At 69.5% G+C, this 25,701-nt stretch carries 23 protein-coding genes; 15 read left to right on the top strand and 8 right to left on the bottom strand.

What is annotated here, in order from left to right:
- Positions 1-7: 7 nt before the first annotated feature.
- The 3 genes from AC07OY_RS15620 to AC07OY_RS15610 are packed head-to-tail and all read right to left on the bottom strand — an operon-like array spanning position 8 to position 4,667.
- On the bottom strand, positions 8-1,060 hold the full coding sequence (locus AC07OY_RS15620) for a 2-oxoacid:ferredoxin oxidoreductase subunit beta (RefSeq protein WP_495043509.1): 1,053 nt from the start codon (positions 1,058-1,060) through the stop codon (positions 8-10).
- The gene (locus AC07OY_RS15615; RefSeq protein ID WP_495043508.1) at positions 1,057-2,892 is read right to left on the bottom strand and encodes a 2-oxoacid:acceptor oxidoreductase subunit alpha; all 1,836 of its coding nucleotides are present in this window, start codon (positions 2,890-2,892) and stop codon (positions 1,057-1,059) included. Before AC07OY_RS15615 ends, AC07OY_RS15620 begins: the two co-directional genes overlap by 4 nt.
- Positions 2,889-4,667 carry an FAD-dependent oxidoreductase gene (locus AC07OY_RS15610; protein WP_495043507.1) on the bottom strand — a complete coding sequence of 593 codons (1,779 nt, stop codon included), beginning with the start codon at positions 4,665-4,667 and terminating at the stop codon, positions 2,889-2,891. The genes AC07OY_RS15615 and AC07OY_RS15610 overlap by 4 nt, the downstream gene beginning before the upstream one ends.
- Before the next feature lie 152 nt (positions 4,668-4,819).
- Here AC07OY_RS15610 and AC07OY_RS15605 point away from each other — a divergent pair, with 152 nt between their 5' ends.
- Entirely contained in the window at positions 4,820-5,533 is a 714-nt protein-coding gene (locus tag AC07OY_RS15605; protein WP_495043506.1) for an Hcp family type VI secretion system effector, read from the top strand.
- Here AC07OY_RS15605 and AC07OY_RS15600 read toward each other — a convergent pair.
- A complete protein-coding gene (locus AC07OY_RS15600; RefSeq protein WP_495043505.1) occupies positions 5,511-6,215 on the bottom strand; it encodes a phosphatase PAP2 family protein in 705 nt (234 codons plus the stop codon). The two genes, AC07OY_RS15605 and AC07OY_RS15600, sit on opposite strands and share 23 nt — an antisense overlap.
- A gap of 149 nt (positions 6,216-6,364) precedes the next feature.
- Here AC07OY_RS15600 and AC07OY_RS15595 point away from each other — a divergent pair, with 149 nt between their 5' ends.
- From AC07OY_RS15595 to AC07OY_RS15575, 5 genes are all read left to right on the top strand, one after another.
- Positions 6,365-7,351 (top strand): KpsF/GutQ family sugar-phosphate isomerase, encoded by a 987-nt coding sequence (locus AC07OY_RS15595; protein WP_495043504.1) that lies wholly within the window; start codon positions 6,365-6,367, stop codon positions 7,349-7,351.
- Positions 7,351-7,932, top strand: a complete 582-nt coding sequence (locus AC07OY_RS15590) for a KdsC family phosphatase (RefSeq protein WP_495043503.1) — start codon at positions 7,351-7,353, stop codon at positions 7,930-7,932. The genes AC07OY_RS15595 and AC07OY_RS15590 overlap by 1 nt, the downstream gene beginning before the upstream one ends.
- Complete coding sequence (gene lptC / locus AC07OY_RS15585) at positions 7,929-8,588, top strand: LPS export ABC transporter periplasmic protein LptC (RefSeq protein ID WP_495043502.1); 660 nt, start codon at positions 7,929-7,931, stop codon at positions 8,586-8,588. The genes AC07OY_RS15590 and lptC overlap by 4 nt, the downstream gene beginning before the upstream one ends.
- Positions 8,585-9,358: an SDR family oxidoreductase gene (locus tag AC07OY_RS15580; RefSeq protein WP_495043501.1), complete on the top strand. Its 774-nt coding sequence runs from the start codon at positions 8,585-8,587 to the stop codon at positions 9,356-9,358. The genes lptC and AC07OY_RS15580 overlap by 4 nt, the downstream gene beginning before the upstream one ends.
- 199 nt (positions 9,359-9,557) lie before the next feature.
- Positions 9,558-11,855, top strand: a complete 2,298-nt coding sequence (locus AC07OY_RS15575) for a carbohydrate binding family 9 domain-containing protein (protein ID WP_495043500.1) — start codon at positions 9,558-9,560, stop codon at positions 11,853-11,855.
- A gap of 133 nt (positions 11,856-11,988) precedes the next feature.
- On the opposite strand, the gene rbp is transcribed toward AC07OY_RS15575, so the two are convergent.
- The gene (gene rbp / locus AC07OY_RS15570; protein ID WP_495043499.1) at positions 11,989-12,522 is read right to left on the bottom strand and encodes an RNA-binding regulator; all 534 of its coding nucleotides are present in this window, start codon (positions 12,520-12,522) and stop codon (positions 11,989-11,991) included.
- 233 nt (positions 12,523-12,755) lie between these two features.
- Between rbp and AC07OY_RS15565 the strand changes: the two genes are divergently transcribed.
- Positions 12,756-13,655, top strand: a complete 900-nt coding sequence (locus AC07OY_RS15565; protein WP_495043498.1) for a hypothetical protein — start codon at positions 12,756-12,758, stop codon at positions 13,653-13,655.
- Positions 13,652-14,458 (top strand): helical backbone metal receptor, encoded by an 807-nt coding sequence (locus tag AC07OY_RS15560; RefSeq protein ID WP_495043497.1) that lies wholly within the window; start codon positions 13,652-13,654, stop codon positions 14,456-14,458. Before AC07OY_RS15565 ends, AC07OY_RS15560 begins: the two co-directional genes overlap by 4 nt.
- Here AC07OY_RS15560 and AC07OY_RS15555 read toward each other — a convergent pair.
- Complete coding sequence (locus tag AC07OY_RS15555; protein WP_495043496.1) at positions 14,421-15,719, bottom strand: reverse transcriptase family protein; 1,299 nt, start codon at positions 15,717-15,719, stop codon at positions 14,421-14,423. The two genes, AC07OY_RS15560 and AC07OY_RS15555, sit on opposite strands and share 38 nt — an antisense overlap.
- A 235-nt stretch (positions 15,720-15,954) precedes the next feature.
- Here AC07OY_RS15555 and AC07OY_RS15550 point away from each other — a divergent pair, with 235 nt between their 5' ends.
- Genes AC07OY_RS15550 through AC07OY_RS15530 form a run of 5 tightly spaced genes read left to right on the top strand, consistent with a single transcriptional unit; the run spans position 15,955 to position 21,835 of the window.
- A complete protein-coding gene (locus AC07OY_RS15550; protein ID WP_495043495.1) occupies positions 15,955-16,596 on the top strand; it encodes a MarC family protein in 642 nt (213 codons plus the stop codon).
- 24 nt (positions 16,597-16,620) lie between these two features.
- On the top strand, positions 16,621-17,292 hold the full coding sequence (gene creB, locus AC07OY_RS15545) for a two-component system response regulator CreB (protein ID WP_495043494.1): 672 nt from the start codon (positions 16,621-16,623) through the stop codon (positions 17,290-17,292).
- Positions 17,289-18,707 carry a two-component system sensor histidine kinase CreC gene (gene creC / locus AC07OY_RS15540; protein WP_495043493.1) on the top strand — a complete coding sequence of 473 codons (1,419 nt, stop codon included), beginning with the start codon at positions 17,289-17,291 and terminating at the stop codon, positions 18,705-18,707. The genes creB and creC overlap by 4 nt, the downstream gene beginning before the upstream one ends.
- A gap of 59 nt (positions 18,708-18,766) precedes the next feature.
- Positions 18,767-20,131: a cell envelope integrity protein CreD gene (gene creD / locus AC07OY_RS15535; RefSeq protein ID WP_495043492.1), complete on the top strand. Its 1,365-nt coding sequence runs from the start codon at positions 18,767-18,769 to the stop codon at positions 20,129-20,131.
- A 54-nt stretch (positions 20,132-20,185) separates the two neighbouring features.
- Positions 20,186-21,835: a GMC family oxidoreductase gene (locus AC07OY_RS15530; RefSeq protein WP_495043491.1), complete on the top strand. Its 1,650-nt coding sequence runs from the start codon at positions 20,186-20,188 to the stop codon at positions 21,833-21,835.
- Positions 21,836-21,841: 6 nt separating this feature from the next.
- On the opposite strand, the gene AC07OY_RS15525 is transcribed toward AC07OY_RS15530, so the two are convergent.
- Both AC07OY_RS15525 and AC07OY_RS15520 read right to left on the bottom strand, forming a co-directional pair.
- Entirely contained in the window at positions 21,842-23,011 is a 1,170-nt protein-coding gene (locus tag AC07OY_RS15525) for a PEP-CTERM sorting domain-containing protein (protein ID WP_495043490.1), read from the bottom strand.
- A 93-nt stretch (positions 23,012-23,104) separates the two neighbouring features.
- Positions 23,105-23,377, bottom strand: coding sequence for a hypothetical protein (locus AC07OY_RS15520; protein ID WP_495043489.1), 273 nt, complete (start codon positions 23,375-23,377; stop codon positions 23,105-23,107).
- Positions 23,378-23,443: 66 nt separating this feature from the next.
- On the opposite strand from AC07OY_RS15520, the gene AC07OY_RS15515 reads away from it, so the two are divergent.
- Both AC07OY_RS15515 and AC07OY_RS15510 read left to right on the top strand, forming a co-directional pair.
- Positions 23,444-25,354 carry a B12-binding domain-containing radical SAM protein gene (locus tag AC07OY_RS15515; protein WP_495043488.1) on the top strand — a complete coding sequence of 637 codons (1,911 nt, stop codon included), beginning with the start codon at positions 23,444-23,446 and terminating at the stop codon, positions 25,352-25,354.
- Positions 25,354-25,686 carry an antibiotic biosynthesis monooxygenase family protein gene (locus AC07OY_RS15510; protein WP_495043487.1) on the top strand — a complete coding sequence of 111 codons (333 nt, stop codon included), beginning with the start codon at positions 25,354-25,356 and terminating at the stop codon, positions 25,684-25,686. The genes AC07OY_RS15515 and AC07OY_RS15510 overlap by 1 nt, the downstream gene beginning before the upstream one ends.
- Positions 25,687-25,701 lie beyond the last annotated feature (15 nt).

The raw sequence follows: 25,701 nt of genomic DNA, 5'->3' as shown, positions 1-25,701 counted from the left end.
GGCCGGATCATCTCAGCCCGGCGTTGATTTTTTCGAGCGCAGCCGCGCCGGGGCAAAGTGCTTTTTCACCCAACGTGTTCAGCGCGACCGCCGCCGTGCGCTGCGCCGCATGCCAGTCCTTGGCCGCCGGGTCGACATAGAGCAGGCCGGTAGCGATCTCGCCGGCGGCGGCGCGCAGCTGCATGGCATTCATCGCGCCCAGGCGATCGGTAGGGTCGTAGTCGGGCGCCACCTTGCGCAGGCGCAGCAGCGTGCCGTCGGCCTGGGGCACGTCGATGACATCGGGCGAGCCGGGAGCGACCTGTTCCTCGGCGAGATCGATGAAGTCGATGCGGTTCAGGGCCTCGTTGTGGGCGCGCACATGGTCGTAGCTGCGCGTGGAGCCGGCATGGTTGTTGAAGGCCACGCAGGGGCTGATGACGTCGATGAAGGCCGCGCCGCCGTGGCGGATGGCGCCCTCGATCAGGGGCACGAGCTGGGACTTGTCGCCCGAGAAGCTGCGCGCCACATAGGTCGCCCCCAGCTGCAGGGCCAGGCCGACGAGGTCCAGGGCCGTGTCGTTGTTGGTGGCACCCTTCTTGGCCACCGAGCCCTTGTCGGCCGTGGCGCTGAACTGGCCCTTGGTGAGGCCGTAGACGCCGTTGTTCTCGACGATATAGACCATGCGCACGCCGCGCCGCATCGCATGGGCGAACTGGCCCAGGCCGATGGAGGCCGAGTCGCCGTCGCCCGACACACCCAGATAGAGCAGCTCGCGGTTGGCCAGGTAGGCGCCGGTCAGCACGCTGGGCATGCGGCCGTGCACGGTGTTGAAGCCGTGGCTGGCGCCGAGGAAGTAGTCGGGCGTCTTGCTGGAGCAGCCGATGCCGCTGAGCTTGGCGACGCGGTGGGGCGCGATGTCGAGCTGCCAGCAGGCCTGCACGATGGCGCCGGAGATGGAGTCGTGGCCGCAGCCGGCGCACAGCGTCGAGACCTTGCCTTCGTAGTCGCGGCGCGTGTAGCCGACGGCGTTCTTCGTGAGACTGGGGTGGTGCAGCTTGGGCTTGGCGAGATAGGTCATGCGGCACTCCTCGGGGCGGTGGCGAGCGCATGCACATGGCGCGTGATCGCATCGGTGATGAAACGCGCCGTGATGGGCGTGCCGTCGTAGTGCAGCACCTTGATGAGCTGGGCCGGCGCCACCTCCAGCTCGTTGACCAGCATGCGCCGCATCTGCGCGTCGCGGTTCTGCTCGACGACGAAGACGGCGTCATGCGCCGCGATGAATTCGGCCACGCTGGGCGCGAAGGGGTAGGCGCGCAGCCGCATCGCGTCGATGTGGATGCCAGCCTCGGTCAAGGCCGCCAGGGCCTCGTCCATGGCCGGCGCGGTGGAGCCGAAGTAGAGGACGCCCAGGCGCGTCTTCTGTGCCGCGGCGCGCACCAGCGGCTGAGGGGCCAGCAATGCCGCGGTTGCGAACTTGGCGCGCAGGCGCTCGACATTGCGGATGTAGTCGTCGCCGCGCTCGGAATAGATGGCCTGCTCGTTGCGCGTCGTGCCGCGCGTGAAATAGGCGCCCTTGCTGGCATGCGTGCCGGGCAGCGTGCGCCAGGGGATGCCGTCGCCGTCGACGTCCTTGTAGCGGGCGAACTCTCGGCCCGCCTCCAGCTGCTCCGCCGTCATCACCTTGCCGCGGTCGTAGCGGCGCTCGTCGTCCCAGGCCAGCGGCGCGCACAGGCGCTGGTTCATGCCGATGTCGAGGTCGCTCATCAGGAAGACCGGTGTCTGCAGCCTCTCCGCCAGGTCCAGCGCATCGGCCGCGAACTCGAAGCATTCGCGAGGGTCCTCGGGCAGCAGCAGCACGTGCTGCGTGTCGCCATGCGAGGCATAGGCGCTGCTCAGCAGGTCGGCCTGCTGGGTGCGCGTCGGCATGCCGGTGCTGGGGCCACCGCGCTGCACGTCGATGACGACGAAGGGGATCTCGGCGAAATAGGCGAGGCCGAGGAACTCGGTCATCAGCGACACGCCGGGGCCGGACGTCGCCGTGAAGGCGCGTGCGCCGTTCCAGCCGGCGCCGGTGATGATGCCGATGGAGGCGATCTCGTCCTCGGCCTGCACGATGGCATAGCGCCTCTCGCCGCTCTCCGGATCGGTGCGGAACTTGGCCGCATATTTCTCGAAGGCCTCGGCCACCGACGACGACGGCGTGATGGGGTACCAGGCACAGACGGTGGCGCCGCCGTAGACGCAGCCCAGGGCCGTCGCGGCATTGCCCTCCATGAAGATCTTGTCGCCCACCGCATCGGCCGTCTTGACCTTGAGGCCGAAGGGCTGCACCGACAGATGGTCGCGTGCGAACTCGCGCCCGGCATGCAGGGCGCGGACGTTGGAGTCCAGCAGCCTCTCCTTGCCCTTGTACTGCTCGGCGAACAGCTTCTCGATAGCGGCCGCCTCGATGCCCATCAGCTCGCTGAGCGCCCCCAGCACGAGGATGTTCTTGAACAGCGTGCGCTCGCGCGGCACGTCGTAGGTGGCGTTGCAGATGGCCGTGGCCGGCATGCCGATGACGTGGATGTCGGGCCGGAAGGCGCTGGCCGGCATGGGCTTGGTGCTGTCGTAGAACAGATAGCCGCCGGGCTGGATCTCGGCCAGGTCCTGGGCCCAGGTCTGCGGGTTCATGGCCACCATCAGGTCGACGCCGCCGCGCCGGCCCAGCCAGCCGGCCTCGCAGACGCGCACCTCGTACCAGGTTGGCAGGCCCTGGATATTGCTCGGGAAGATGTTGCGCGGGCTGACCGGCACGCCCATGCGCAGGATGGCGCGGGCGAACAGCTCGTTGGCGGACGCCGAGCCCGAGCCGTTCACGTTGGCGAACTTGACGACAAAGTCGTTGACGGCTTCGATGCGGCTCATGCGGCTTCCTTCCGGGTCGCGTGATCGCGGCAGGCGGCGCCGGCCTTCGCCGTCACAAGGAGGAATTTCTGCATGTCCCAGGCGCCGGTCGGACAGCGCTCGGCGCACAGGCCGCAGTGCAGGCAGACGTCCTCGTCCTTGGCCATCACGCGGCCGGTCTGCAGCCCACCTTCTACATAGAGGTCCTGCATCAGGTTCAGGGCCGGCGCGTTGAGGCGCTCGCGCAGCCCGGGGCCTTCGGCGGTGAAGGTGATGCAATCCATCGGGCAGATGTCCACGCAGGCATCGCATTCGATGCAGAGCTTGGGCGCGAACACCGTCTGCACATCGCAGTTCAGGCAGCGCTGCGCCTCCTTGAAGGCCGTGGCGGCGTCGAAGCCCAGTTCCACCTCGACCTTGATGCTGGCCAGGGCCTTTTCGGCCGCGGCCCAGGGCACCTTGCTGCGCAGGTCCAGCGTGATGGCGTTGTCATAGCTCCACTCGTGGATGCCCATCTTCTGGGACACGAGGTTGACGTGCGGCGGCGGCCGCTGCGTGACCGGCTCGCCATGCAGCAGGCGGTCGATGCTGACGGCGGCCTCATGGCCGTGGGCCACGGCGGTGATGATGTTCTTGGGACCGAAGGCCGCGTCGCCGCCGAAGAAGACATGGGGCAGCGAAGACTGGAAGCTCTTCGCATCCAGCACCGGCAGGCCGTCGTCGCCAAAGGCGATGCCCGCATCGCGCTCTACCCACGGGAAGCTGTTCTCCTGGCCGACGGCGATCAGCACCTCGTCGCAGGGGATGACGATCTCCTCCCCCGTCTGGGCCTTCTTGAAGCGCATGCCGGTCAGCCGGCCGTCGACATGCTCGAAGGCCAGCGGCACATGGAAGTCGAGGATGGGGATGCCTTCGTGCTCGGCATCCTCCTTCTCCCAGGGCGAGGCCTTCATCTGGGCATAGCCGCTGCGCACGGCCACCGTGACCGAGGAGGCGCCTAACCGCCTTGCCGAGCGGCAGCAGTCCATGGCCGTGTTGCCGCCGCCGAGCACAATGACGCGCGGCTGCACGGCAGTCACATGGCCGAAGCTGACGCTGGACAGCCAGTCGATGCCGATGTGCACCTGGGCCCGGGTCTCGTCGCGGCCCGGCAGGGCCAGGTCGCGACCGCGCGGCGCGCCGCAGCCGACAAAGACCGCATCCCAGCCCTCGGCCAGCAGCGCCTTCATCGAGTCAATGCGCTGGCCGGCCCGCCATTCGACGCCCAGGCCCAGGATGTAGCCGCATTCCTCGTCGATGACGCGCTCGGGCAGGCGAAAGCGCGGGATCTGCGTACGGATGAAGCCGCCGGGCTTGGCCTCGCCGTCGAACACGGTGACGGCATAGCCCTCCAGGGCCAGGTCGCGCGCCACCGCCAGCGAGGCCGGTCCCGCGCCCACGCAGGCCACCCGCTTGCCGTTGCGCGCCGCGGGCTTGGGGAGCATGGCGCGGAACTCTTCTGTCTTGTTGTCCGCCGCCACGCGCTTGAGCCGGCAGATGGCGACGGGCTCAGGCTTGGCCGCCTGCTTTTCCTCCACCCGGCCGCGCCGGCAGGCCGGCTCACAGGGTCGGTCGCAGGTTCGCCCGAGCACGCCGGGAAAGACGTTGCTGACCCAGTTGACCCAATAGGCCTCGTCATGCCGCCCCTGCGCGATGAGGCGGATGTACTCGGGCACCGGCGTGTGCGCCGGGCAGGCCCATTGGCAATCGACGACCTTGTGGAAATAGGCCGGGTCCGAGATATCGGTCCGCTGCACGGTGTCTCCTCCGTGGTGCGCTTTGTGCGGCGAGTCTAGGACGACCGTCCAGACCCCGGCTCTGTGGAAACCCTTTGCATCGTGGGGATGGCGGGCGCCCCCCGTCTTGCCCAGCATCCTCGGCGCCCATCCCGGGCGCAAGGAGATTCGACATGGCTTCTCGTTTCATTCGGGCCTGGCGTGTGGCGGCACTCGCCGTCGGCCTGGCCGCGGCCGGCCTCGCCCAGGCCGCCAACGACTACTTCCTGCAGATCGACGGCATTCCCGGCGAATCGACCGACAAGGATCACAAGGACTGGATCGACATCGAAAGCTTCTCCTGGGGCCTGACCCTGGTCAGCAGCGGCGGAGGCGGGAGTGGGACTGGCAAGGCGAGCTTCTCCGACCTGGCGTGGACCCAGTACGTCGACGTCTCGACGCCCAAGTGGTTCCTGGCTGTCGCGACGGGCAAGCACATCAACTCGGTCACGCTGGACGTGGTCAAGGTCTCGGCCGGGCGCAGCGACTCCTTCTTCCAGATGATCTTCACCGGCACGCAGGGCAGCGGCCTGCACGTCAGCGGCAGCAGCGACCTGTTCGCCAGCGCCTCCATGACCTCGGGAGAAACAGTCAAGCTGCGCTACCGGCCGCAGGACAGCAAGGGTGGCTTCGGGGCCTGGGTGGAGGGCAGCTTCAACCTCAAGACCAATTCGGCCACGGCCGTCTTCAGCGGCGACGAGACCGTGCTGCTGGGCCTGTTCGGCTCGGGAGGGACCATCGCCTTCGACGCGGGCGCCGTGACGCCTGTGCCTGAACCGGCCAACGCCTTGCTGCTGCTGGGCGGCCTGGCCGCCATCGTCGGTTTCAGGCCGCGGCGAGGCGCCTGAAGCGCCGGGGCCGGACCTGGGCGGCGGCCACGGCAAGCGCCCAGCATATCCAGGCCGTCCACATCGTGTGGCTGGGGTAGTGGGCGCCGCGCAGCATCTGCCCCAGGCCGTAGACGACACCCAGCCCCACGCAACCCAGTACCCAGGCGCGCGCGGCCCGCGGATAGGCCCGTGCCAGGGCCCAGCCCCCACACAGATACGCGAAGGCCGCGCTTGCATGGCCGGAGGGAAAGCAGCGCCCGCCGCCGCCGTCATGCCTACCCAACACCCAATGGGACACGTAATGGGCCACGCCGCCAAACTCGGCCAGGTCCCAGGGGCAGCTCGTCAGGCTGAAGCGCTTCATCAGCGCGATGAAGGCCAGGCAGGCCAGCGTCGTCAGCAGCCAGAAACGCCGCTCCTGCGGACGCAGCGCGGGCAGCAGGCCCGGCACCAGATTGACCAGCACGATGAAGCCCATGGCCAGATAGGACAGCATGCGCCCGCCCTGGTGGATGAGGACGCGCGTGACCCAGGCCTCGCGCATGGCAAAGCCATGGGCGTCGCCGGCCAGGCGCACGGCCCAGAGGTCGAGATGGCTCAGGTCCCAGGCCAGCAGCAGCAGCAGCGTGGCCGCCAGCGCCCAGGCGCCGGCCGGCAAGGCGGCGGCGCGCGCGGGGCGGTGCATGGGCTGGGTCTGCATGGCGGCGGATTGTGTTGACGCCCGGCGCCCCAGGCTTGCTGCTGGCTGGCCGCTGGCTGGCGCGACGCCCCGCGCCGACCCGAAGGGCCTGGAAACCGGCCGGAGGTCACGGCGGCGAGCTTGGGCGGGGCCTTGTCTACACTGGCCGCATGAGTTCTCCCGTCTTTGCCGCCGAGCGCGCCGTGCGCATCGGCCGCCAGGCCCTCGAGGTCGAGGCCCGCGCCCTCGCCGAGCTGGCGCCTCGCCTGGGCGATGCCTTCGCCGCCGCCGTGCAGCTGGTGCTGGCCTGCAAGGGCCGTGTCGCCGTCATGGGCATGGGCAAGAGCGGCCATGTGGGCCGCAAGATTTCCGCGACGCTGGCCTCCACCGGCACGCCCGCCCTCTTCGTCCATCCCGCCGAGGCTGCCCATGGCGATCTCGGCATGGTCACCGGCGGCGATGTCGTGCTGGCCCTGTCCAATTCCGGCGAGAGCGACGAGCTCAACGCCATCCTGCCCGTGCTCAAGCGCCTGGGCGTGCCCGTCATCGCGATGACGGGGCGCGCGCAGTCCAGCCTGGCTGCCCATGCCGATGTCGTGCTCGACAGCGCCGTGGCCGAGGAAGCCTGCCCGCTGCAGCTCGCGCCCACCGCCAGCACGACAGCCCAGATGGCCCTGGGCGACGCCCTGGCCGTGGCCCTGCTGGACGCCCGCGGCTTCAAGGCCGAGGACTTCGCCCGCTCGCATCCCGGCGGCGCCCTGGGCCGCAAGCTGCTGACCCATGTGCGCGACCTGATGCGCAGCGGCGAGACCCTGCCCCGCGTGGCGGCGGGCACGCCCTTCACCGACCTGATGCGCGAGATGAGCGCCAAGGGCCTGGGCATGGCGGTCGTCGTCGACGCCGACGACCGCGTTGTCGGCATCTTCACCGACGGCGACCTGCGCCGCCTCGTCGAGCAGGGGCGCGACCTGCGCGCGCTGACCGCCGCCGAGGTCGCCCACGCCAAGCCGCGCACCGTGAGCGCCGAGGCCCTCGCCGTCGACGCCGCCGACCTGATGGAAGCCGCCCGCATCACCGTCGTCCTCGTCGTCGATGCCGACCAGCACCTGCTGGGCGCCATCAGCATCAACGATCTCATGCGTGCGAAGGTAATTTGATGCGGCCCGCTCTACGCTTTCCCCCCGAACTGCTGGTCAAGGCCCAGGGCCGCGGCCTCGCCATCAAGCTGGCCATCTTCGACGTCGACGGCGTGCTGACCGACGGCCGCATCTACATCGGCGAGAGCGGCGAGGAGTTCAAGGCCTTCAACACGCTGGACGGCCATGGCCTGAAGTCGCTGCAGCAGGTCGGCATCACGCCCGTCATCGTCACCGGCCGCGACAGCCCGGCCGTGCGCCGCCGCGTCGCCGACCTGGACCTGCAGTACGCCGCCTATGGCGCGCGCGACAAGCTCGCCGTGGCCGAGCCGCTGCTGGCCCAGCTCGGCGCCAGCTGGGACGAGGTCGCGGTCATGGGCGACGACTGGCCCGACCTGCCGCTGATGATGCGAGCCGGCTTTGCCTGCGCCCCACCCGGCGCCCATGCCGAGGTGCTGGCCATCGCCCACCACGTCACCAAGGCGGCCGGCGGCCATGGCGCCGCCCGCGAGTACTGCGACGTGCTGCTGATGGCGGCCGGCCATTACGAACGCCTGCTCAACGCCCACCACGACACGCTGGACGGAGGCCGTTCGCCTTGACGCCCGTTGCGCTGCCGGTGCCGGCACCCCGCCGCCAGAAGCCACGCCCCTGGCTGTGGCGGGCGCAGAGCCTGCTGTCCAACTACCTGCCGCTGCTGATGATGGCCGTGCTGGCCAGCGGCACCTGGTGGCTGGTCAAGAACACGCCGCTGATCGACGCGCCGGGCGAGATCGCGCCACCGCGCCATGTACCGGACTACCGCATGGCCAACTTCGAGATCCAGCGCATCGCCGCGGATGGCCGCATGCGCGTTCAGATCGCCGGCGCCGAACTGCGCCACTACCCGGACACCGACACCGTCGAGATCGACAAGGCCCGCGTGCGCGCCGTGGCGCCCGACGGCAGCCTGGCCATCGCCGACGCCAACCGCGCCATCAGCAATGGCGACGGCAGCGACATGCAGCTCATCGGCAATGTGCATCTGCGCCGCCTGCCGCCCGGCGCCGGCGAGAACGCGGCGGCCCTGCTGGACGTGCGCGGCGAGTTCCTGCAGGCCCTGTCCAACAGCGAGATCCTGCGCTCCCACCTGCCCGTCACCATCCGCCAGGGCGGCTCGACGCTGAACGCGCAGAACTTCGAGTACCGCCACCTGACTGGCCAGGTCCGCTTCACGGGCAAGGCCCAGGGCCAGATCCTTTCCAAGGGCGCGCGATGAGCGAACTCGTCTTCATCACCGGCGCCTCCAGCGGCATCGGCCAGGCCCTGGCGATGCGCTACTACCGCGACGGCGCCCGCCTCGCGCTGGTGGCGCGCCGCACCGCTGAAGTGGAACGTTGGGCCGCCGAGCAGAGGCTGGACGCCGCGCGCTTCAAGGTCTACGGTGCCGACGTGGCTGATCTGGACGCGATGGCCCGCATCGGCCGCGAATGCATCGCCGCGCAAGGCCTGCCCGATGTGGTGATTGCCAATGCCGGCATCAGCATCGGCATGGACACGACGCACTTCGACGACCTCGAGGTCATGCGCCGCACCTTCGAGACCAACAACGTCGGCCTGGCCGCCACTTTCCACCCCTTTGTCGCCGCGATGAGCGAGCGCCGCTCGGGCACCCTGGTCGGCGTGGCCAGCGTCGCGGCCATCCGCGGCCTGCCGGGGCATGGGGCCTATTGCGCCAGCAAGTCGGCCGTCGTCGCCTATTGCGAGAGCCTGCGCGGCGAATGCCGGCCGTTCGGTGTGCGCGTTGTCACCATCCTGCCGGGCTACATCGACACGCCGCTGACGCGCGGCAACCGCTACAGCATGCCCTTCCTGATGCAGGTCGAGGACTTCGCCGATCAGGCCGTGAGGAGCATCCGTGCCCAGGTCAGCTACCGCGTCATTCCGTGGCAGATGGGCGTCCTGGCCAAGGTTCTGCGCCTGCTGCCCAACTGGCTCTACGACCGCGCGTTGGGGAGCCGGCCGCGCAAGAAGCGCGCAAGCGAGTAGACCCTCGCTACACTGCGCCACTTCGTACCGAGAGCTGCACCGACGCAGCCGAGGAGGACATCATGGCCAAGGTGCTTCACCCCTGCTAGTGCCCGCGCGCTGACGCTCACGTCAGTGCCGCTCGCCGGCTGCGCTCCGCGCACGCCCACCTGATTCCCGCTGCCCCGCCCCGCGCGGCAGCCGATCTCGGACGACCTTCATGAATTTCCGCCTCCTCGGCTCGGGCCTGCTTGCCCTGGCCCTGCCTGCCTGGGGCAATGCCCCCGAACTTCAGCACCCCACCGCGCTGCGCCTGGCCAGCGGCGAGGCCCGGCCCGTCATCGACGGCCGACTCGATGACGCCGCCTGGCTGCGCGCGCCCGTCTACGAGCGCTTTGCCCAGTTCCTGCCCGCCGACAAGCAGCCTGCGCGCTGGCGCACGACGGTGCAGGTGCTCGTCACCGACGACGCCTTGGTCTTCGGCATCCGCGCCTGGGACCCGGAGCCCGGCCGCATCCGCGCGCCGCTGGCCCGCCGCGACCAGGTCAAGGCCGACCAGGACGCCATCACCGTCTTCATCGATCCCGTCGGCCACCGGCGCACGGCGCAATATGTGCGCATCAGTGCCGCCGGCGTCGTCGAGGACGGCCTGTCCTCGGCCGAGGAGGACACCGAGGACTCGGCGCCCGACTTCGACGTCGAGGCCGCCGCGACCCGCCTGCCCGATGGCTACAGCATCGAGCTGCGCTGGCCGCTGGCGACGCTGCGCTTCCCTCACACCGACGGTGCGCCCTGGCGACTCATGGTGGCGCGCAACATCCCGCGCGACGACCGCAGGGTGGACGTCAGCGCGCAGGCGCTGACCAAGGACGCGCTGAGCTTCATCGCCGAGCTGCAGCCGCTGGAAGGCCTGGGTGATCTGGTCGAACAGGTTCGCGAGCGCAGCTTCATCAGCTTCCGCCCGGAGCTGACCCTGCGCTCGTCGCGCGACAGCAGCGAGTCTGATGGCACACGCCGCTCGCGCAAGGCCTCGCTGGGTGCCGAGTTCAAGTGGCGGCCGCGCGCCGACTGGGTCATCGACGCGACGCTGAACCCCGACTTCTCCCAGGTCGAGATTGATGCCCCGCAGCTCGCCGGCAACACCCGCTTCGCCCTCAGCGTGCCGGAGAAGCGCCCCTTTTTCCTGGAGAGCGCCGACGTCGTCGGCCCCACGCAGCCGGACGAGTCGGGCGAGAACCGCAGCCTGGCGGCCTTCTACACGCGGGCCATCACCGACCCCGACTGGGGCCTGCGCGCCACCTGGCGCGGTGCTGGCGCCGAGGCCACGGCCCTGCACCTGCGCGATGCCGGCGGTGGCACCCTGCTGCGCGCCGGCGCCTTCGCGACGCGCGCCGGCGTACAGCCCGAGGGCTCCCAGGCGAGCTTCGCACGCGGCCGCATGCAGTTCGGCGGCCTGGGTCTGGCGGGCCTGCTGTCACTGCGCGATTTCGGCAATGGGCTGACCACCCAGGTCGTCGGCAGCGACGGCGTCTGGCGGGCGGGCGACACCGATCAGCTGCGCGGCCACCTGCTGCTGTCGGGCACGACGCTGGGCCTGGACGCCGGCGGCCAGGTGCTGCGCGTCCAGCGCGAGCGCGGCCACCGCGCCTGGCTGGGCTGGCGCCATCGCGACGCGGACTGGGTCGCCAACGTCAATGTCGAGGAGATCAGCGCCCGCTTCGCCAACGACAACGGCTTCGTCAGCCAGAGCGGCATCCGTCGCGCGTCGGCTTTCGGCTATCTGCGCCTGGGGCCACGCGAGTTCGCTGGCATCGACATGCACGACCACGAGGTGCAGCTGAAGGTGCAGGAGACCCGCACGCTGCACGACCCGCTGCTGGGCGTCGCGGCGGGCCAGATCGTCGACCGGCTGTTCCAGCCGAGCTTCTGGTTCGCCGCCGCGCGCAACACCAACGTCTGGGGCCACGTCGGCCTGGACAGCCACCGCGCCAAGAGCGGCGGCCGGCTGCACCCCACACGCACGCTGCTGCTGGGCATCGAGTCCAACCCGGGCGAGGTGTGGACCTATGTCGATGGCGAGATCGAATGGGGCCGGCGCCTGGACGTGGATGCCGACCGCGTCGGCCTCGGCGCGCAGGGTCAGGTCATGACGCAGATGCGCCTGCCGCTGCCGGCCGGGCTGTGGCTGGAATTCGAGCAGCGCTTCGGCCTGGGCTGGGTCGACGCACCGGACGGCCGCCGCGCCTTCACGGACCGCAGCGCCCAGAGCCTGGTGGTACTCCACCTGAGCCCGCGCGACTCGCTGCGCCTCATCCACCAGCAGACCCGCCTCAACCGCCGCGAGGATGCCGCGGCCAACCTGGCTGCATCGAACGAGACGGGACGGGTGCTGTCCCTGATGTTCCAGCACCGCGTCGGCCTGTCCCGCGTCCTCAGCGTCGGCCTGAACCGGGCCCGCGAGCAGCCCGGCAGCGTGCGCGCCAGCGAAGTCTTTGCCAAGGCGACGCTGGGGTATTGAGCCCTCGTCCGGTCTCGCCCCGCTGAACGCGGGCGAGCCCAGCGCTCGGCCCACGACTAGAGGGCGTCCTCCAGAAATGACAAAGCGCCCCGAAGGGCGCTTTGCTCAGATCTCTTGCGAGGTCGGTCGGGGATCAGTAGCCGCCGGAACGGCCACCGCCGCCGTAGCCACCGCCGCCACCACCGTAGCCGCCGCCACCGCCGGAACGGCCACCGCCGCCGCCGCCGTAGCCGCCGCCACCGGAGCGGCCACCGCCGCCACCACCGTAGCCGCCGCCACCGCCGCCGTAACCGCCGCCGCCACCACCGTAGCCGCCGCCGCCACCGGAACGGCCACCGCCGCCACCGTAGCCGCCACCACCACCGTAGCCGCCGCCGCCGGAACGGCCACCGCCGCCGCCGAAGCCGCCAGGACGCTCTTCACGAGGACGAGCCTCGTTGACGACGATGGCGCGGCCTTCCAGGGCCTGTCCGTTCATGCCGTTGATGGCGGCTTGCGCCTCGGCATCCGAACCCATCTCGACAAAGCCGAAACCCTTGGAGCGACCGGTTTCACGATCCATCATGACCTTTGCGGAGGTCACGGTCCCGAACTGACCGAACGCTTCTTGCAGCGATTCGTCACGCACGCTGTAGGCGAGATTGCCCACGTAAAGCTTGTTTCCCATGGGGAAGCCCTTCTCTTCTCAAAACCAAAAAACCATGTGGAGCTTCAACCCATCGTGAACCATTCAAGCGAAGGTGCGGCGTCCAGACACAGGCAATTGATTATGGTGGCGGGGTCAAGAGATTGAGGAACGGCACTCTTACAAGTGTTGTTTTTACGAGCTAGCACAAACCCTGGCGATTCGGGCGCATCACCTTGCCGTCATCGATACCATCGCCGCCCGAGCGTGATTTCATGACCTCCAGCCTGATCTTTGCCCTGTCCCGCGTCCTCGCCAGCGTCGACGCATCGCGCAATCTGCGCGCCCTCTATGCCCTGCTGGCCAGCTTCTGCATGGCCGGCCTGCTGGTCGCCATGGCGCAATCGGCCCTGCTGCGCGAACAGAACCTGCTCAGCGCCCTCTGGCTGGGCCTGGCCCTGGCTGTCGCCTTTTTCGGCGTCAATGCCACCGGCCTGATGCTGATGGACCAGGCCCGCGGCCTGCCGGTACGCGACCCCCAGGACGCCCTGGCCGACGCGCTGCGCAGCGCCCACCGCGTCTTGCTGGCCCTGCTGGCCTGCCTGGCGGTGGCCGGCGCCGTCGTGCTGGCCCTGGCCGGCCTGCTGTGGGCGACGCGCCTGCCCGTTGTCGGCGCCCCCCTGCTGGCCGTCGTGCTGCCGCTGGGCGTGCTGGCCCTGGGCAGCCTCAGCTTCGTGCTCGTCGTCCTCGTCGGGCCGCTGGCCGGGCCGGCGGTCTGGGCCGGGCGGCGCAGCGCCGGCGTGCTGGGCTTCCTGCGCGAACGCCTGCGCCATGGCCTGCCCGAAACGGCCCTGCTGATGGCCGCCGTCTACCTGATGACGGCCCTGGCCACCGCCGCCATCAGCTTCGTCGTCGTCGGCGGCAGCCGGCTGATGGCCGGCCTGGCCATCCTGGGCGCCGGCATCGAGTTGCCGGCCCGCCAGCTGCTGGCCGGCGTCATGGGCCTGGGCCCGCGCGGCTTCGGCGCCAGCGGCGTGCCGCTGGAGGGCGGCGCCCTCGGCATGGCCGCGCTGATCGGCGGCGGCGTCGTCTTCGCCATCGCCCTGGTCCTGCCCACCCTGGTCTGGCTGCGCGGCTGCTGCGCGGTCTATCTGGCGGTGACGGAACAGGCATGACGGCGCCGCGGATCGCGTCGCTGGTGCCCAGCGCCACCGAGACGCTGGTGGCCCTAGGACTGCAGCCTTGCCTGGTGGCCCGCACAGGCTTTTGCATCCACCCGGCCGACGTCGTGAAGGGTGTTCCCAAGGTGGGCGGCACCAAGGACGTGAACCTCGCCAAACTCCGCAAGCTCGCGCCCACCCATGTCATCGTCAATGTCGACGAGAACCGGCTGGAGACGGCCGAGGCCCTCCTTCAAGGTTTTGGCGAGTTCGTCCCCGAGGTCATCGTGACCCATCCGACCCGGCCCGAGGACAACCTGGCCCTGTTCGAGCAGTTGCGCAGCGCGTTTGCCGACCAGCCCGGCGTCAATGAGCGCGCGGCCGCCTTGTCGGCCGAGTTCTCGATCGCGCTGGCGCGCTGCCGCGGCCAAGCCTGGCGAGCAGAGAAGGTGCTCTACCTGATCTGGCGCGACCCCTGGATGACGGTGGCGCGCGACACCTATGTCTCGACCCTGCTGGCCGAGGTGGGCTGGCGCAGCTGGCCCGACGTGCGGGGCGGCGAGCACGGCGCCGGCCGCTACCCGGCGCTCTCCGGCCTTGAGCCCTGGCTTCACGACATCGACCGGGTGCTGCTGAGCTCGGAACCCTATCGCTTCGATGCCACGCACATCGCCGAGGCCCAGGCGCTGTGCCCGCAGGCCCGGGTGCAGCTCGTCGACGGCGAGCTGCTGAGCTGGTGGGGCGCGCGCGGCGCGGCGGGGCTGGACTATCTGCGCGGGCTCAGCGCGACCAATCGATGCGATCGAGCAGGGACTTGAGTTTTTCGGCCTTGACGGGATTGAGCTGAGCTGCCCAGGCGACGCGGCCCAGCAGATGGGCGCGCCAGTCGGCATGGCCATCGCGGTCCTGGCTCGCCGGCCCGTGGACCACACAGCGGTGCAGGATGGCCTTGAGGCGGTCGAACTCGTCGCGCGGCAGATTGGGCTGCCGGTTGACGACGATGCCGCAGACCGACTGACGCTGCGCAACCCCGAGGCTGCGCGTCTTGCGCGGGTTGACGGCAAAGCCCTCATCGGCAGCGATGGCGGCAACCCAGGCCGCGATGGTCCGGCCGGGCAGGGATGCGGGGCCCGAGAAAACGAGGTCGTCGGCATAGCGGCTGTAGCGCGCGCCCAAGCTCTCGGCCAGCCCGCTCAAGCGCGCGTCCAGGCCGAAGGCGCAGAGATTGGCCAATGCCGGCGACGTCGGCGCGCCTTGGGGCAGATGGGCGTCGCGCAGGCGCTGCTTGTGCTGCCAGCTCAGCCGCGTTTCGGTGCGCAGCCAGGCCTGCGGCACGGAAGTCGTGCACAGCGCCGTCAGCGAGCGGGATACGGCCGTCGAATAGCCCAGTGTCTTGAACAGCGCGTGGATGCGGGCGGCCCTCACGGTCGAGAAGAAGTCACTCAGGTCGAAGCGCAAGACCCGGCCCTGGCCGGCATGCAGGGCGGCATGCTGCACGACCGAACGGCCAGGCGCGTAGCCGAAGGCCGCGGCATGCGGCGGCAACCCGTTCAACAACTGCGTCAGCAAACGGCGCTGCACGGCGCGCAGATGCGGCGCCGGCACTTCCAGCAGCCGCCAGCCGGCACCTTCGCCGCGCTTGGGCACGAGCACCTGGCGGTAGTGCTGCTGCGCGAGCGGCCGGCGGCGCTGCCAATCCGCCGGCAGGCTCAGCCGCCACAGGCCCGCCGCGGTCATTCCGAGGCCCCGCGCCAGCGCGCCGACGGTGGGCCAGTGCGGGCGCTCCAGCCCAGGGGGCGCGGGTGCCAACTCGTCAGGTGAATGCAGCAACCAGCGGCGCGCCTCGGGCCTGTCCTTGCCGGCCCAGGCCTTGGCAAAGCCTTCATGCCCTTCAACGCGCTCGCCCAGGGACTGCACGTCCAGTCGCCGCCAGACCTCGCCGGGGATACGCGCCATCGCGCGGGCCAGGCCGGCAAGCCAGGGCGGCCGCTGCTCCAGGCAGACGGCCATGCGCGCCGCCAGGGCGTCCTCATGGCGAGGGCCGGCCAGCATCGCGCGGGCCAGGGCCCTGGCGGTCATGGTGCGGGCTTTGTCCAACCCCTGTTGTCTCCCTGAAAAAGATGCGGCTCACTGCCCGAGCGACGGGTGATGCGTGAGCTGCCTGGCGCTTGCGCGCCAACCGCCTCACGCCCTGCTGGACGGGAGATTCACAACCCCCGGGGTTGCCCCGGAGCGCTTGCCGGTGAAGGCTCGCAAAGACCTCGGGCAGAGGCCGCGCGGCGGATGATAAGGAGCTGACTCACAATCGCCCGCCATGGACATCTACAAGCCCCTCGTTGCGCTGCTGGCCATCGTCAATCCCGTCGGCGTGGTGCCCTTCTTCATCCACTTCACGTCCGCCTTCTCGCGCCAGCAGCGGCGCAAGACCATCCTGGTCAGCGCCAGCACGGCCGGCATCGTCATCGCGCTCAGCGCGCTGTTCGGGCTGAAGATCATCGAGTTCTTCGGCATCTCGCTGGCCAGCTTCCAGGTGGGCGGCGGCTGCCTGCTGCTGATCAGCTCGCTGCAGATGCTCAACGCCCAGCCGGCGGAGGCGCGCAAGGAGGATGTGTCCGAGGGCAACACCAAGGCCGACGCCGGCGCCAGCATCGCCGTCGTGCCGCTGGCCATCCCGCTGCTGACCGGGCCGGCCACCATCTCCACCATGGTCATCTATGCGGACAAGACGCGCGTCTGGTGGGAGCTGGCCATCCTGTGCGGCTATGGCGTCGTCGTCGCGGGCGTCACCTTCATCGTGTTCTCGGCCAGCAGCAAGATCGCCAAGGTGCTGGGCCAGACCGGCATCAACATCATGACGCGGCTGATGGGCCTCATCCTCGCGGCCCTGGCCGTCGAGCTGCTGGCCGACGGCCTCATCAAGCTCTTCCCCGTGCTGGCCGCGCGGACCGTGGGCTAGAGCCATGGGCCGGCTCGAGCGCTCATGACCATCCTGCTGCTGGAGGACGACCCCGCCATCGCGGACACCGTCGCGTTCGCGCTGCGGCGGGAGGGCTTCATCGTCGAGCACAAGGCCTGGCTGGCCGAGGCCCGCGAGCGCCTGCGGCAGTCGCCCGCGCCCGAGCTCCTCATCCTCGACATCGGCCTGCCCGACGGCCACGGCCTGGACCTGTGCCGCGAGCTGCGCCACGGGCCCTTATCACATCTCTCGCGCCTGCCCGTCATCGTCTTGAGCGCGCGCAGCGAGGAGATGGACCGCGTGCTCGGCCTGGAGCTGGGCGCCGATGACTATCTCGCCAAGCCCTTCAGCCCGCGCGAGCTCGTGGCCCGCGTGCGGGCCCTGCTGCGCCGCGCCCAGGCCACGCCGGCGCCGACGCTGGGCTTCTCCATCGACGGCACGCGGGTCAGCCTGGACGGCGTGCCGCTGTCCCTCACCAAGCTGGAGCTGGGCCTGCTGACCCATCTGCTGCGCGCGCCACAGCGCATCCACAGCCGCGACACCCTGCTCGACGCCGTCTGGGGCAGCAGCGCCGAAAGCACGGACCGCACCGTCGACACCCACATCAAGACGCTGCGCGCCAAGCTGCGCGAGGCCTCGCCGGGCCGCGACCCGATCAAGACGCATCGCGGCCTGGGCTACTCCCTCGAATCATGAGACTCGGCCTCAGGGTCTTCTTCGGCTTCTTCCTGATCGCCGGCCTCAGCGCCGTGCTGCTGCTCAAGGTCTTCCTGGCCGAAGTCAAGCCCAGCGTCCGCGAGGTGATGGAAGACCTGATGGTGGACACGGCCCACCTGCTGGCAGAGGTTGCGGCAGACGAGATGGCCGCCGGGCCGCCGCGTGCCGACGGACCGCTGGCCACCCAGCTGCAGCGCTACGTCAAGCGCGAGGTGAACGCATTGATCTGGGGGCTGCGCAAGCAGAGCCTGGACCTGCGCATCTATGTGACCGACGCGAGCGGCCGCGTGCTGCTGGACTCCGGCACGCCGTCCGCCGTGGGGCAGGACTATTCGCAATGGAACGACGTGGTGCTGACGCTGCGCGGCGACTACGGTGCCCGCGCCAGCCCCTATGGCCGCGGCGACAGCACGGTCCTGGTCGTCGCCGCTCCCATCACGAAGGATGGCCGCACCCTGGGCGTCGTCAGCGTCGCCAAGCCCATCGCCAGCGTGCAGCGCTTCATCGACCGTGCCGAGAGGCGCGTGTTCTGGGCCGGGGCCGCGCTGCTGGCGACCAGCCTGGTGGTGGGCGTGGGCGTCACGCTGTGGCTGGTGGCCTCGGTGCGCCGGCTGCGGCGCTTCGCCCAGCAGGCCCAGGCCGGCCAGGCCATCGCGCCGCCGACCATGCCGGGTGAGCTCGGCGACCTGGCCGTCGCCATGGACGACATGCGCCGCCGCCTGGAGGGCCGAGAGCAGCTCGAGCACGATGTGCGTGCGCTGACGCATGAACTGAAGAGCCCGCTGGCCGCCCTGCGCGCCAGCGGCGAGCTGCTGCAGGACGAACTGCCCGAGGCGGATCGCAAGCGCTTCGCCGGCCAGGTGCTGGACCAGACGGCCCGGCTGCAGACGCTGGTGGAGCGCGTGCTGGCCCTGTCCCAGCTCGAAGCCCAGCTGGGGCCGGGTGAACGCCAACGCATCGCGCTGGCCGACTGGGCCGAGGCGCAGCTGGACCGCCAGGCGCCGCGCCTGGCGCAGCAGGGCCTGCAGATCGCCTGGACGGCGCGCGAGGACGTGGCGGTGGACGCCGACACCGCCCTGCTCGAGCTGGCGCTGGGCAATCTCCTCGTCAACGCCATCGACTTCGCGCCGGCCGGCTCGACGCTGGAACTCGGCGTCAGCACGACGCCGACGACGGTGCGCCTGAGCCTGCGCGACCACGGCCCCGGCGTGCCCGCCGCGGGCTTTGCGCAGCTGGGCAGGCGCTTCTTCTCGACGGCCCGGCCCGGCAGCCTGGTCAAGGGCTCGGGCTTGGGCCTGGCCATTGCGCGACGCGTGGCCGAGCTGCATGGCGGGCGGCTGGCCTTCGAGGCCGCGGAGCCGGGCCTGCGCGTGACGCTGATCCTGCCGCGCTGACTTCACGGCGGCTTCACAGAGCCCTTCATGCCCTCACGACCGCTGGCGATGCTGGCGGCATGAACAAGCTCCCCCTCTTCTTCAAGCTGGCCATCCTGGCCGTCGTCTCTATCGTCATCTGCGCCGTGCTCGCCCAGATCGGCGGGCTGGTGCACGAGCGCCAACAGCGCCAGTACGAAGCCACGCGAAGCGTGGAACAGTCGCTGGCAGGGCCTCAAGCCTTGGCAGGACCGGTGCTGGTGCGCGCCTGCAAGGAAACCTGGACCTACCTCTCCGGCAAAACGGAGGTCACCGACTCGCGCGACTTCTGGCTGACGGCCACGGCTTCCAAGCTGCAGATCAACGGAGGCCTCAGCCCGGAGGAGCGACGCCGCGGCCTGTTCAAGGTCAACACCTACGTCGCGCAGCTGAATGTCGATGCGCACTGGGAATCACTCGCCAGCCTGATGCCCAAGGCCGAGCATGCCAACGGCAGGCTCAACTGCAGTGACCCGGCGGTCGTCGTCACCCTGAGCGACGCACGAGGCATCCGAACCGCTGAACTCAAGCGTGGAGGCGCCGCACTCGAGGTCGCCCCTGGAACGCCGCATCCGACGTTGCGCGGCAGCCTGCACGCCCAGCTTACTGGCCAGCGCCTGGACCAGCCGCTGAGCGTCGCGCTGAAGCTGCACTTCGTGGGCAGCCAGCGCTTTGGCATCGTGCCGGCCGCCGGCAGCACACAGGTGTCCCTGCAGTCCAGTTGGCCGCACCCGAGCTTCACGGGTCAGTTCCTGCCGATCGAGCACCAGATCGGCGTCAGCGGCTTCTCGGCACGCTGGGCCGTGTCGTCATTGGCCAGCTCGGCGGCGGCCGATCTCGTGGCCGGCCATGCGCTGCCCGACCTGTCCGACGGCGACGCCCCTTACCGGCCCGAGGCCTCGACAGCAGTTCGAAAGGTGCTGGACGCCCTCGCCGTCGAGCTCATCGACCCCGTGAACCCCTACGTCATGAGCGATCGCGCCATCAAATACGGCCTGATGTTCATCGCCCTGACCTTCGTCGCCGTGGGGCTGACCGAACTGCTGTCGGACCGCCGCGTGCACCCCGTGCAATACCTGCTCGTCGGCCTGGCGCTGAGCCTGTTCTTCCTGCTGCTGCTCAGCCTGTCGGAGCATCTGCCCTTCCTGCTGGCCTATCTGATCGCGGCCGGCGCCGCCGCGGCGGTGCTGACGCAGTACGCCGCGGCCATGCTGGGCGGCTGGCTGAGGGGCCTGGCCTTCGGCGGCGGCATCGCCCTGCTCTATGGCGCCCTCTATGTGCTGCTGAGCCGCGAACAGACCGCCCTCGTCATCGGCGCCGTGCTGCTCTTCGCCGTGCTCGCCACCGTGATGACACTCACGCGCAAGCTTGACTGGTACCGCCTGGGGCGCAGCGACGCCGAGTAACGTACGCTAGGGGCTGCATCCCGCCGCCTCTCCCGTACGCCCCGTTAGCGCTCAATGTCACGACAAGGTTTCGACTACATCATCGTGGGCGCCGGCACCGCCGGCTGCCTGCTCGCGAACCGCCTCAGCGCCAACCCGGACAAGCGCATCCTCCTCATCGAGGCCGGCGGCAAGGACGACTACCACTGGATCCACATCCCCGTCGGCTACCTCTACTGCATCGGCAACCCGCGCACCGACTGGTGCTTCAACACCGAGGCCGAGGCGGGGCTCAACGGCCGCAGCCTGCGCTACCCGCGCGGCAAGGTGCTGGGCGGCAGCTCCAGCATCAACGGCATGATCTATATGCGCGGCCAGAGCCGCGACTACGAGCACTGGGCCGAGGTCACCGGCGACGACACCTGGCGCTGGGAGCGCGTGCTGCGGGCCTTCCGCAAGCACGAGAACCACTGGCGCCTGGACAAGCCCAAGACCGCACCCGAAGGCTTTGCCGCCGTGCACGGCCACAAGGGCGAATGGCGGGTCGAGCAGCAGCGCCTGCGCTGGCCCATCCTCGACGCCTTTGCCGCCGCCGCCAACCAGGCCGGCATCCCGGCCACCAGCGACTTCAACGCCGGCACCAATGAAGGCGTGGGCTACTTCGAGGTCAACCAGAGGAAGGGCCTGCGCTGGAACACCGCCAAGGCCTTCCTGCGTCCGACGGCCCTGGGCCGGCCCAACTTCGAGCTGTGGACGGGCGCCCAGGTGCGCAAGCTGCGCCTGCTGCACAACGATGCCGGCCTGCGCTGCAGCGGCGTCGAGGTGCTGACGCCGCATGGCGTCGAGCAGCCCTGGCTGAATGTCGGCGGCGAGGTCATCCTGGCCGCGGGCGCCATCGGCTCGCCGCAGATCCTGCAGCTCTCGGGCCTCGGCCCCGGAGCCCTGCTGCAGAACCTGGGGCTGACGGTCGAGCAGGACCTGCCCGGCGTCGGCGCCAACCTGCAGGACCATCTGCAGATCCGCGCCGTCTACAAGGTGCAGGGCGCCAAGACCTTGAACACGCGCGCCGCGTCGCTGCTCGGCAAGGCCATGATCGGCATGGAATACGCGCTGCGGCGCAGCGGCCCGATGAGCATGGCGCCCTCCCAGCTCGGCGCCTTCACGCGCAGCAGCCCGGACCGCATCTGGCCCGACCTGGAATACCACGTCCAGCCGCTGTCGCTGGACGCCTTCGGCGAGCCTCTGCACGGCTTCAACGCCTTCACGGCGAGCGTCTGCAACCTCAACCCGAGCAGCCGCGGCACGGTCTACGCGACCTCGCCCGACGCAACGGTGGCGCCGGCCATCCGCCCCAACTACCTGTCCACCGAAGGCGACCGCCAGGTGGCTGCCGACAGCCTGAAACTGACGCGCCGCATCGTGTCCCAGCCGGCTCTTGCCGCCTTCAAGCCTGAGGAATACAAGCCCGGCCCGCAGTTCCAGACCGACGAGGAGCTCGCCCGCCTGGCCGGCGACATCGCGACGACCATCTTCCACCCCGTGGGCACCTGCCGCATGGGCCGCAAGGACGATATGTACGCCGTGGTCGACTCGCGGCTGCGCGTGCGCGGCGTGACGGGGCTGCGCGTGGCGGACGCCAGCGTGATGCCGACGATCACCAGCGGCAACACGAATTCGCCGACGCTGATGATTGCGGAGAAGCTGGCGGGGTGGCTGTCGGGCTGAGCCCGGTCAGGAGGGCCGGCGGCGCCGAACGAAGAAGAACACGCCCGCGCCCAGCATCAGGAAAGCAGAAGAGGGCTCGGGAACTGCAGCCAACGGCGACAGCAGAAAGGCGCGTTCCTCCAGCGTGTTCGAATTGATCGCCAGGCCGACGATCTGCCCGAGCTCATTGATGTCCCTGGCCTGGGTCAGATGCCAGCCTGCGGCGTGGAGCTCCGCAGAAAGGAAATCGTCGAGATTGATGATTTCGCCGTCGCTCCAAAGCGTCGCCCTGGACGAAGGCGAATACAACAGGCTGCCGCTCGCCCCGACAACCTGGCCGAGATCGTTGATACCCATGGCAAAGCTGTCAGCCATCCCGGCAATAACGCCGAGATCGATCGGCGCCAGATCAGACCAAAGCGTCGCATGGGTGCCCATGCCCGTGTCCGTGCCACTCCAGCCTGCAATGATGCCGCCGTCATTGATGGCCGTTGCGCGACTCCAGGCGCCACCCAGCGTGTCCAGAACGTGCATTTGCCCTTCATTCCAGAGCACCGCCCGGTCGTTCCCAATGGTGACGGCACCGTTGATGTGGCCCACCACCTGACCTGCGTTGTTCAACGCTTCGGCGTTGCTGTGTGATCCGCTGCTGTCCGGAGCCAACCCAGGCAGGACCTGGATCTCGCCATTGACCCAGGTCACCGCCCGATGGACTTGAAACAAGTAGGCATCGTGTGTCTCAACCAATCCGGCCACGGTTCCAGAATCATTGATTCCGCTGGCCCGCGCCCAGGTAATTCCACTCGCGGGAGAAGTCAGATCGGTGGCCGCCCCGCCAGACCATACCGTGGCTGCGACCTCCCAGTAGCTGCCGACGGAATGCGCACCCGCGATCTGTCCGGCGTTGTTGATGGCGGCTGCACCGCTTGACGGGCTGACCATCTGTCCCAGATTCACCAGCACGCCACCGGACCACAAGAGCGCGGCTTGCTCGGTATTGGACGGCAGATTGCCACCGCCAACGATTTGGCCAGCGTTGTTGATGGCTGTCGCCCAGGCGCGCGTGCCTCCCAGGCCCTCCAACAACCGCGCGTCGTAAGACGCTGCACTGGCGTGGCCGCCACAAAAAAGCAGCGCGGCCGAGAGGGCCGCCTTGATCTCGCGCGCGAACGAATTCGCACCCATGCCTTTGCGCATGTCTTCCTCCCCTTGATGGGCGGGCATGCTATCAACGGCCAGCGGGCTTCCTGAGCGGCGTCCCCCTGCGATCGGGGGGCTGCGGCGGCTGGCTCAAGCCTCCCCGAACTCTCCACTCGTGCGCAGCGCGTCCGGCAACTGCTGGTCCAGTGACTGCCGGTAGCGGACACAGCCGCGCATGAACTGCGGCCACTCGGGCACGGCCACCGCGGGCGAAGTCTTCTCCGGCAGCAGATTCCACAGTGCCGGCTGATGCCAGCACAACTCGTGGCCGCTTTCATCCCGGTGCGCACGGATGGCTGCCCTCAGCTTCTTCACTTCGGCCACGAGCTGCTCTTTCGTCAGCGTGCCCAGGTCGTCATCCATGACATGCGTCTCCGTTTTGCATGCCTGGACTGTGGCGACTGCCCTGAGCCCGCGACAATCCCCACCATGTCGTCCCCGTCTCCCCGCGTGCTCGCCGTCATCCCCCCGATGACGCAGCTGAACACGCCCTACCCGTCCACTGCCTATCTGACCGGCTTCCTGCGCTCGCGCGGCGCGGACGCGAACCAGGTGGACCTGGCGCTGACGCTGGTGCTGGAGCTGTTCTCGCCCGCCGGTCTGGCGCAGATCCGTGAGGCCGTGCAGGCCCTGCCCGAGGCGCAGCGCACGCCGCAGACCGCCTGGTTCAACGCCGAGTTCGATGCAATAGCCGCGGCCACGCCGCGGGCCCTGGCCTTCCTGCAAGGGCGCGACCCGACGGTGGCCCACCGCATCAACACGCGCAGCTTCCTGCCCGAAGGCGCGCGCTTCGCCTCGCTGGATCACTACATCGGCGAGGAGGGCGAAGACCCTCTCGCGTGGGCCTTCGGGGCCCTCGGCCTGCAGGACCGCGCCCGCCACCTGGCCACGCTCTTCCTCAACGACCTGGCCGACGTGCTGCGCGATGCCGTGGACGAGCGCTTCGAGTTCGTGCGCTATGCCGAGAAGCTGGCCGCGGCCCAGGCGCATTTCGACCCGCTGGCCGAGGCCCTGGCCGAACCGCCCCACCTCATCGACCGCACGCTGCAGCGGCTGACCCTCGAGGCGCTGCAGCAGCACAACCCGGACGTGGTGCTGCTGTCCGTGCCCTTCCCCGGCTCGGTCTTCGCGGCCCTGCGCATTGCCCAGGCCATCAAGGCCGCGCGGCCCGAGGTCGTCTGCGTGCTGGGCGGCGGCTATGTGAATACCGAGCTGCGCGAACTGGCCGAGCCCCGCCTGTTCGATTTCGTCGACTTTGTGACGCTGGACGCCGGCGAGCGGCCGCTGCTGGCCCTGCTGGAGCATGTCGCCGGCAAGCGCTCCAAGACGCGCCTGGTGCGGACCTTCTGGCGCGACGGCGCGGAGGTGAAGTACACCAACTTCGTCGAACCCGACATCGCCTTCGACGACGTCGGCACGCCGACCTGGGAGGGCCTGCCGCTGGACCGCTATCTGTCGCTGCTGGACATGCTCAACCCCATGAACCGGCTGTGGAGCGACGGGCGCTGGAACAAGCTCACGGTGGCCCATGGCTGCTACTGGAAGAAGTGCAGCTTCTGCGACGTGTCGCTGGACTACATCTCGCGCTACGAGGCCGCCTCGGCCGAGGTGCTGGTGGACCGCATCGAGGCCATCGTCCGGGAGACGGGCCAGACGGGCTTCCATTTCGTCGACGAAGCAGCCCCCCCGAAAGCCCTCAAGGCCCTGGCTGAAGAACTCATCCGTCGCGGCGTGGCCATCTCCTGGTGGGGCAATATCCGCTTCGAGAAAACCTTCACGCCCGAGCTCTGCCAGCTGCTGGCCGACAGCGGCTGCATCGCCATCTCGGGCGGGCTGGAAGTCGCTTCCGATCGGCTGCTGAAGCTGATGAAGAAGGGCGTCAGCGTCGAGCAGGTGGCACGCGTGACCAAGGCCTTCTCCGACGCCGGCGTGCTGGTGCATGCCTACCTGATGTACGGCTTCCCGACGCAGACGACGCAGGACACGGTGGACGCGCTGGAGTATGTGCGCCAGCTGTTCGAGAACGGCTGCATCCACAGCGGCTTTTTCCACCGCTTTGCCTGCACGGTGCATTCGCCGGTGGGCCTGAACCCGGCCGAGTACGGCGTCACGCTGCAGCCGCTGCCAGCCGATGGCCGCTTCGCCAGGAACGACATCGCCTTCGTCGACCCCACGCCCACCGACCACGACGGCCTGGGCCAGGGGCTGAAGAAGGGCCTCTACAACTTCATGCACGGCATCGGCATCGACAGCGACATCCGCAGCTGGTTCCCGGTGCGCGTGCCCAAGACCACGGTGCCGCGGCAATTTGTCGAGCGCGCCCTCACCACCCTGTCCTGATGTACACCTCCACCTTCACCTTCGCCAAGGGCGACTACGACGCCGACTTCTTCGCGCTGGACGAGCGCATCGCGGCAGTCGCCCGCTCCATCCCCGGCTATCTCGGCGAGGAAACCTGGGAGAACGCCGCCTCCAGCCTGATCTCCAACGTCTACTACTGGGCGTCCATGGAGGCCCTGCAGCAGTTGATGAGCCATCCCGACCACCGCGAGGCCAAGCAGGCCCAGGCCAAGTGGCTGAGGGGCTATCAGGTCGTCATCGCCGAGGTGGTGCGCACCTATGGCGACGGCGGCATCGCGCATCCGCTTGCCGAGGCGACGCCGGCCCATTGACTTTTGTGCAGTGCA

This window comes from Roseateles sp. GW821-FHT09H10 (assembly GCF_059415865.1).
The sequence above is the reverse complement of the archived record's forward strand: the minus strand, read 5'-3'. Positions and strand labels throughout refer to the sequence as shown.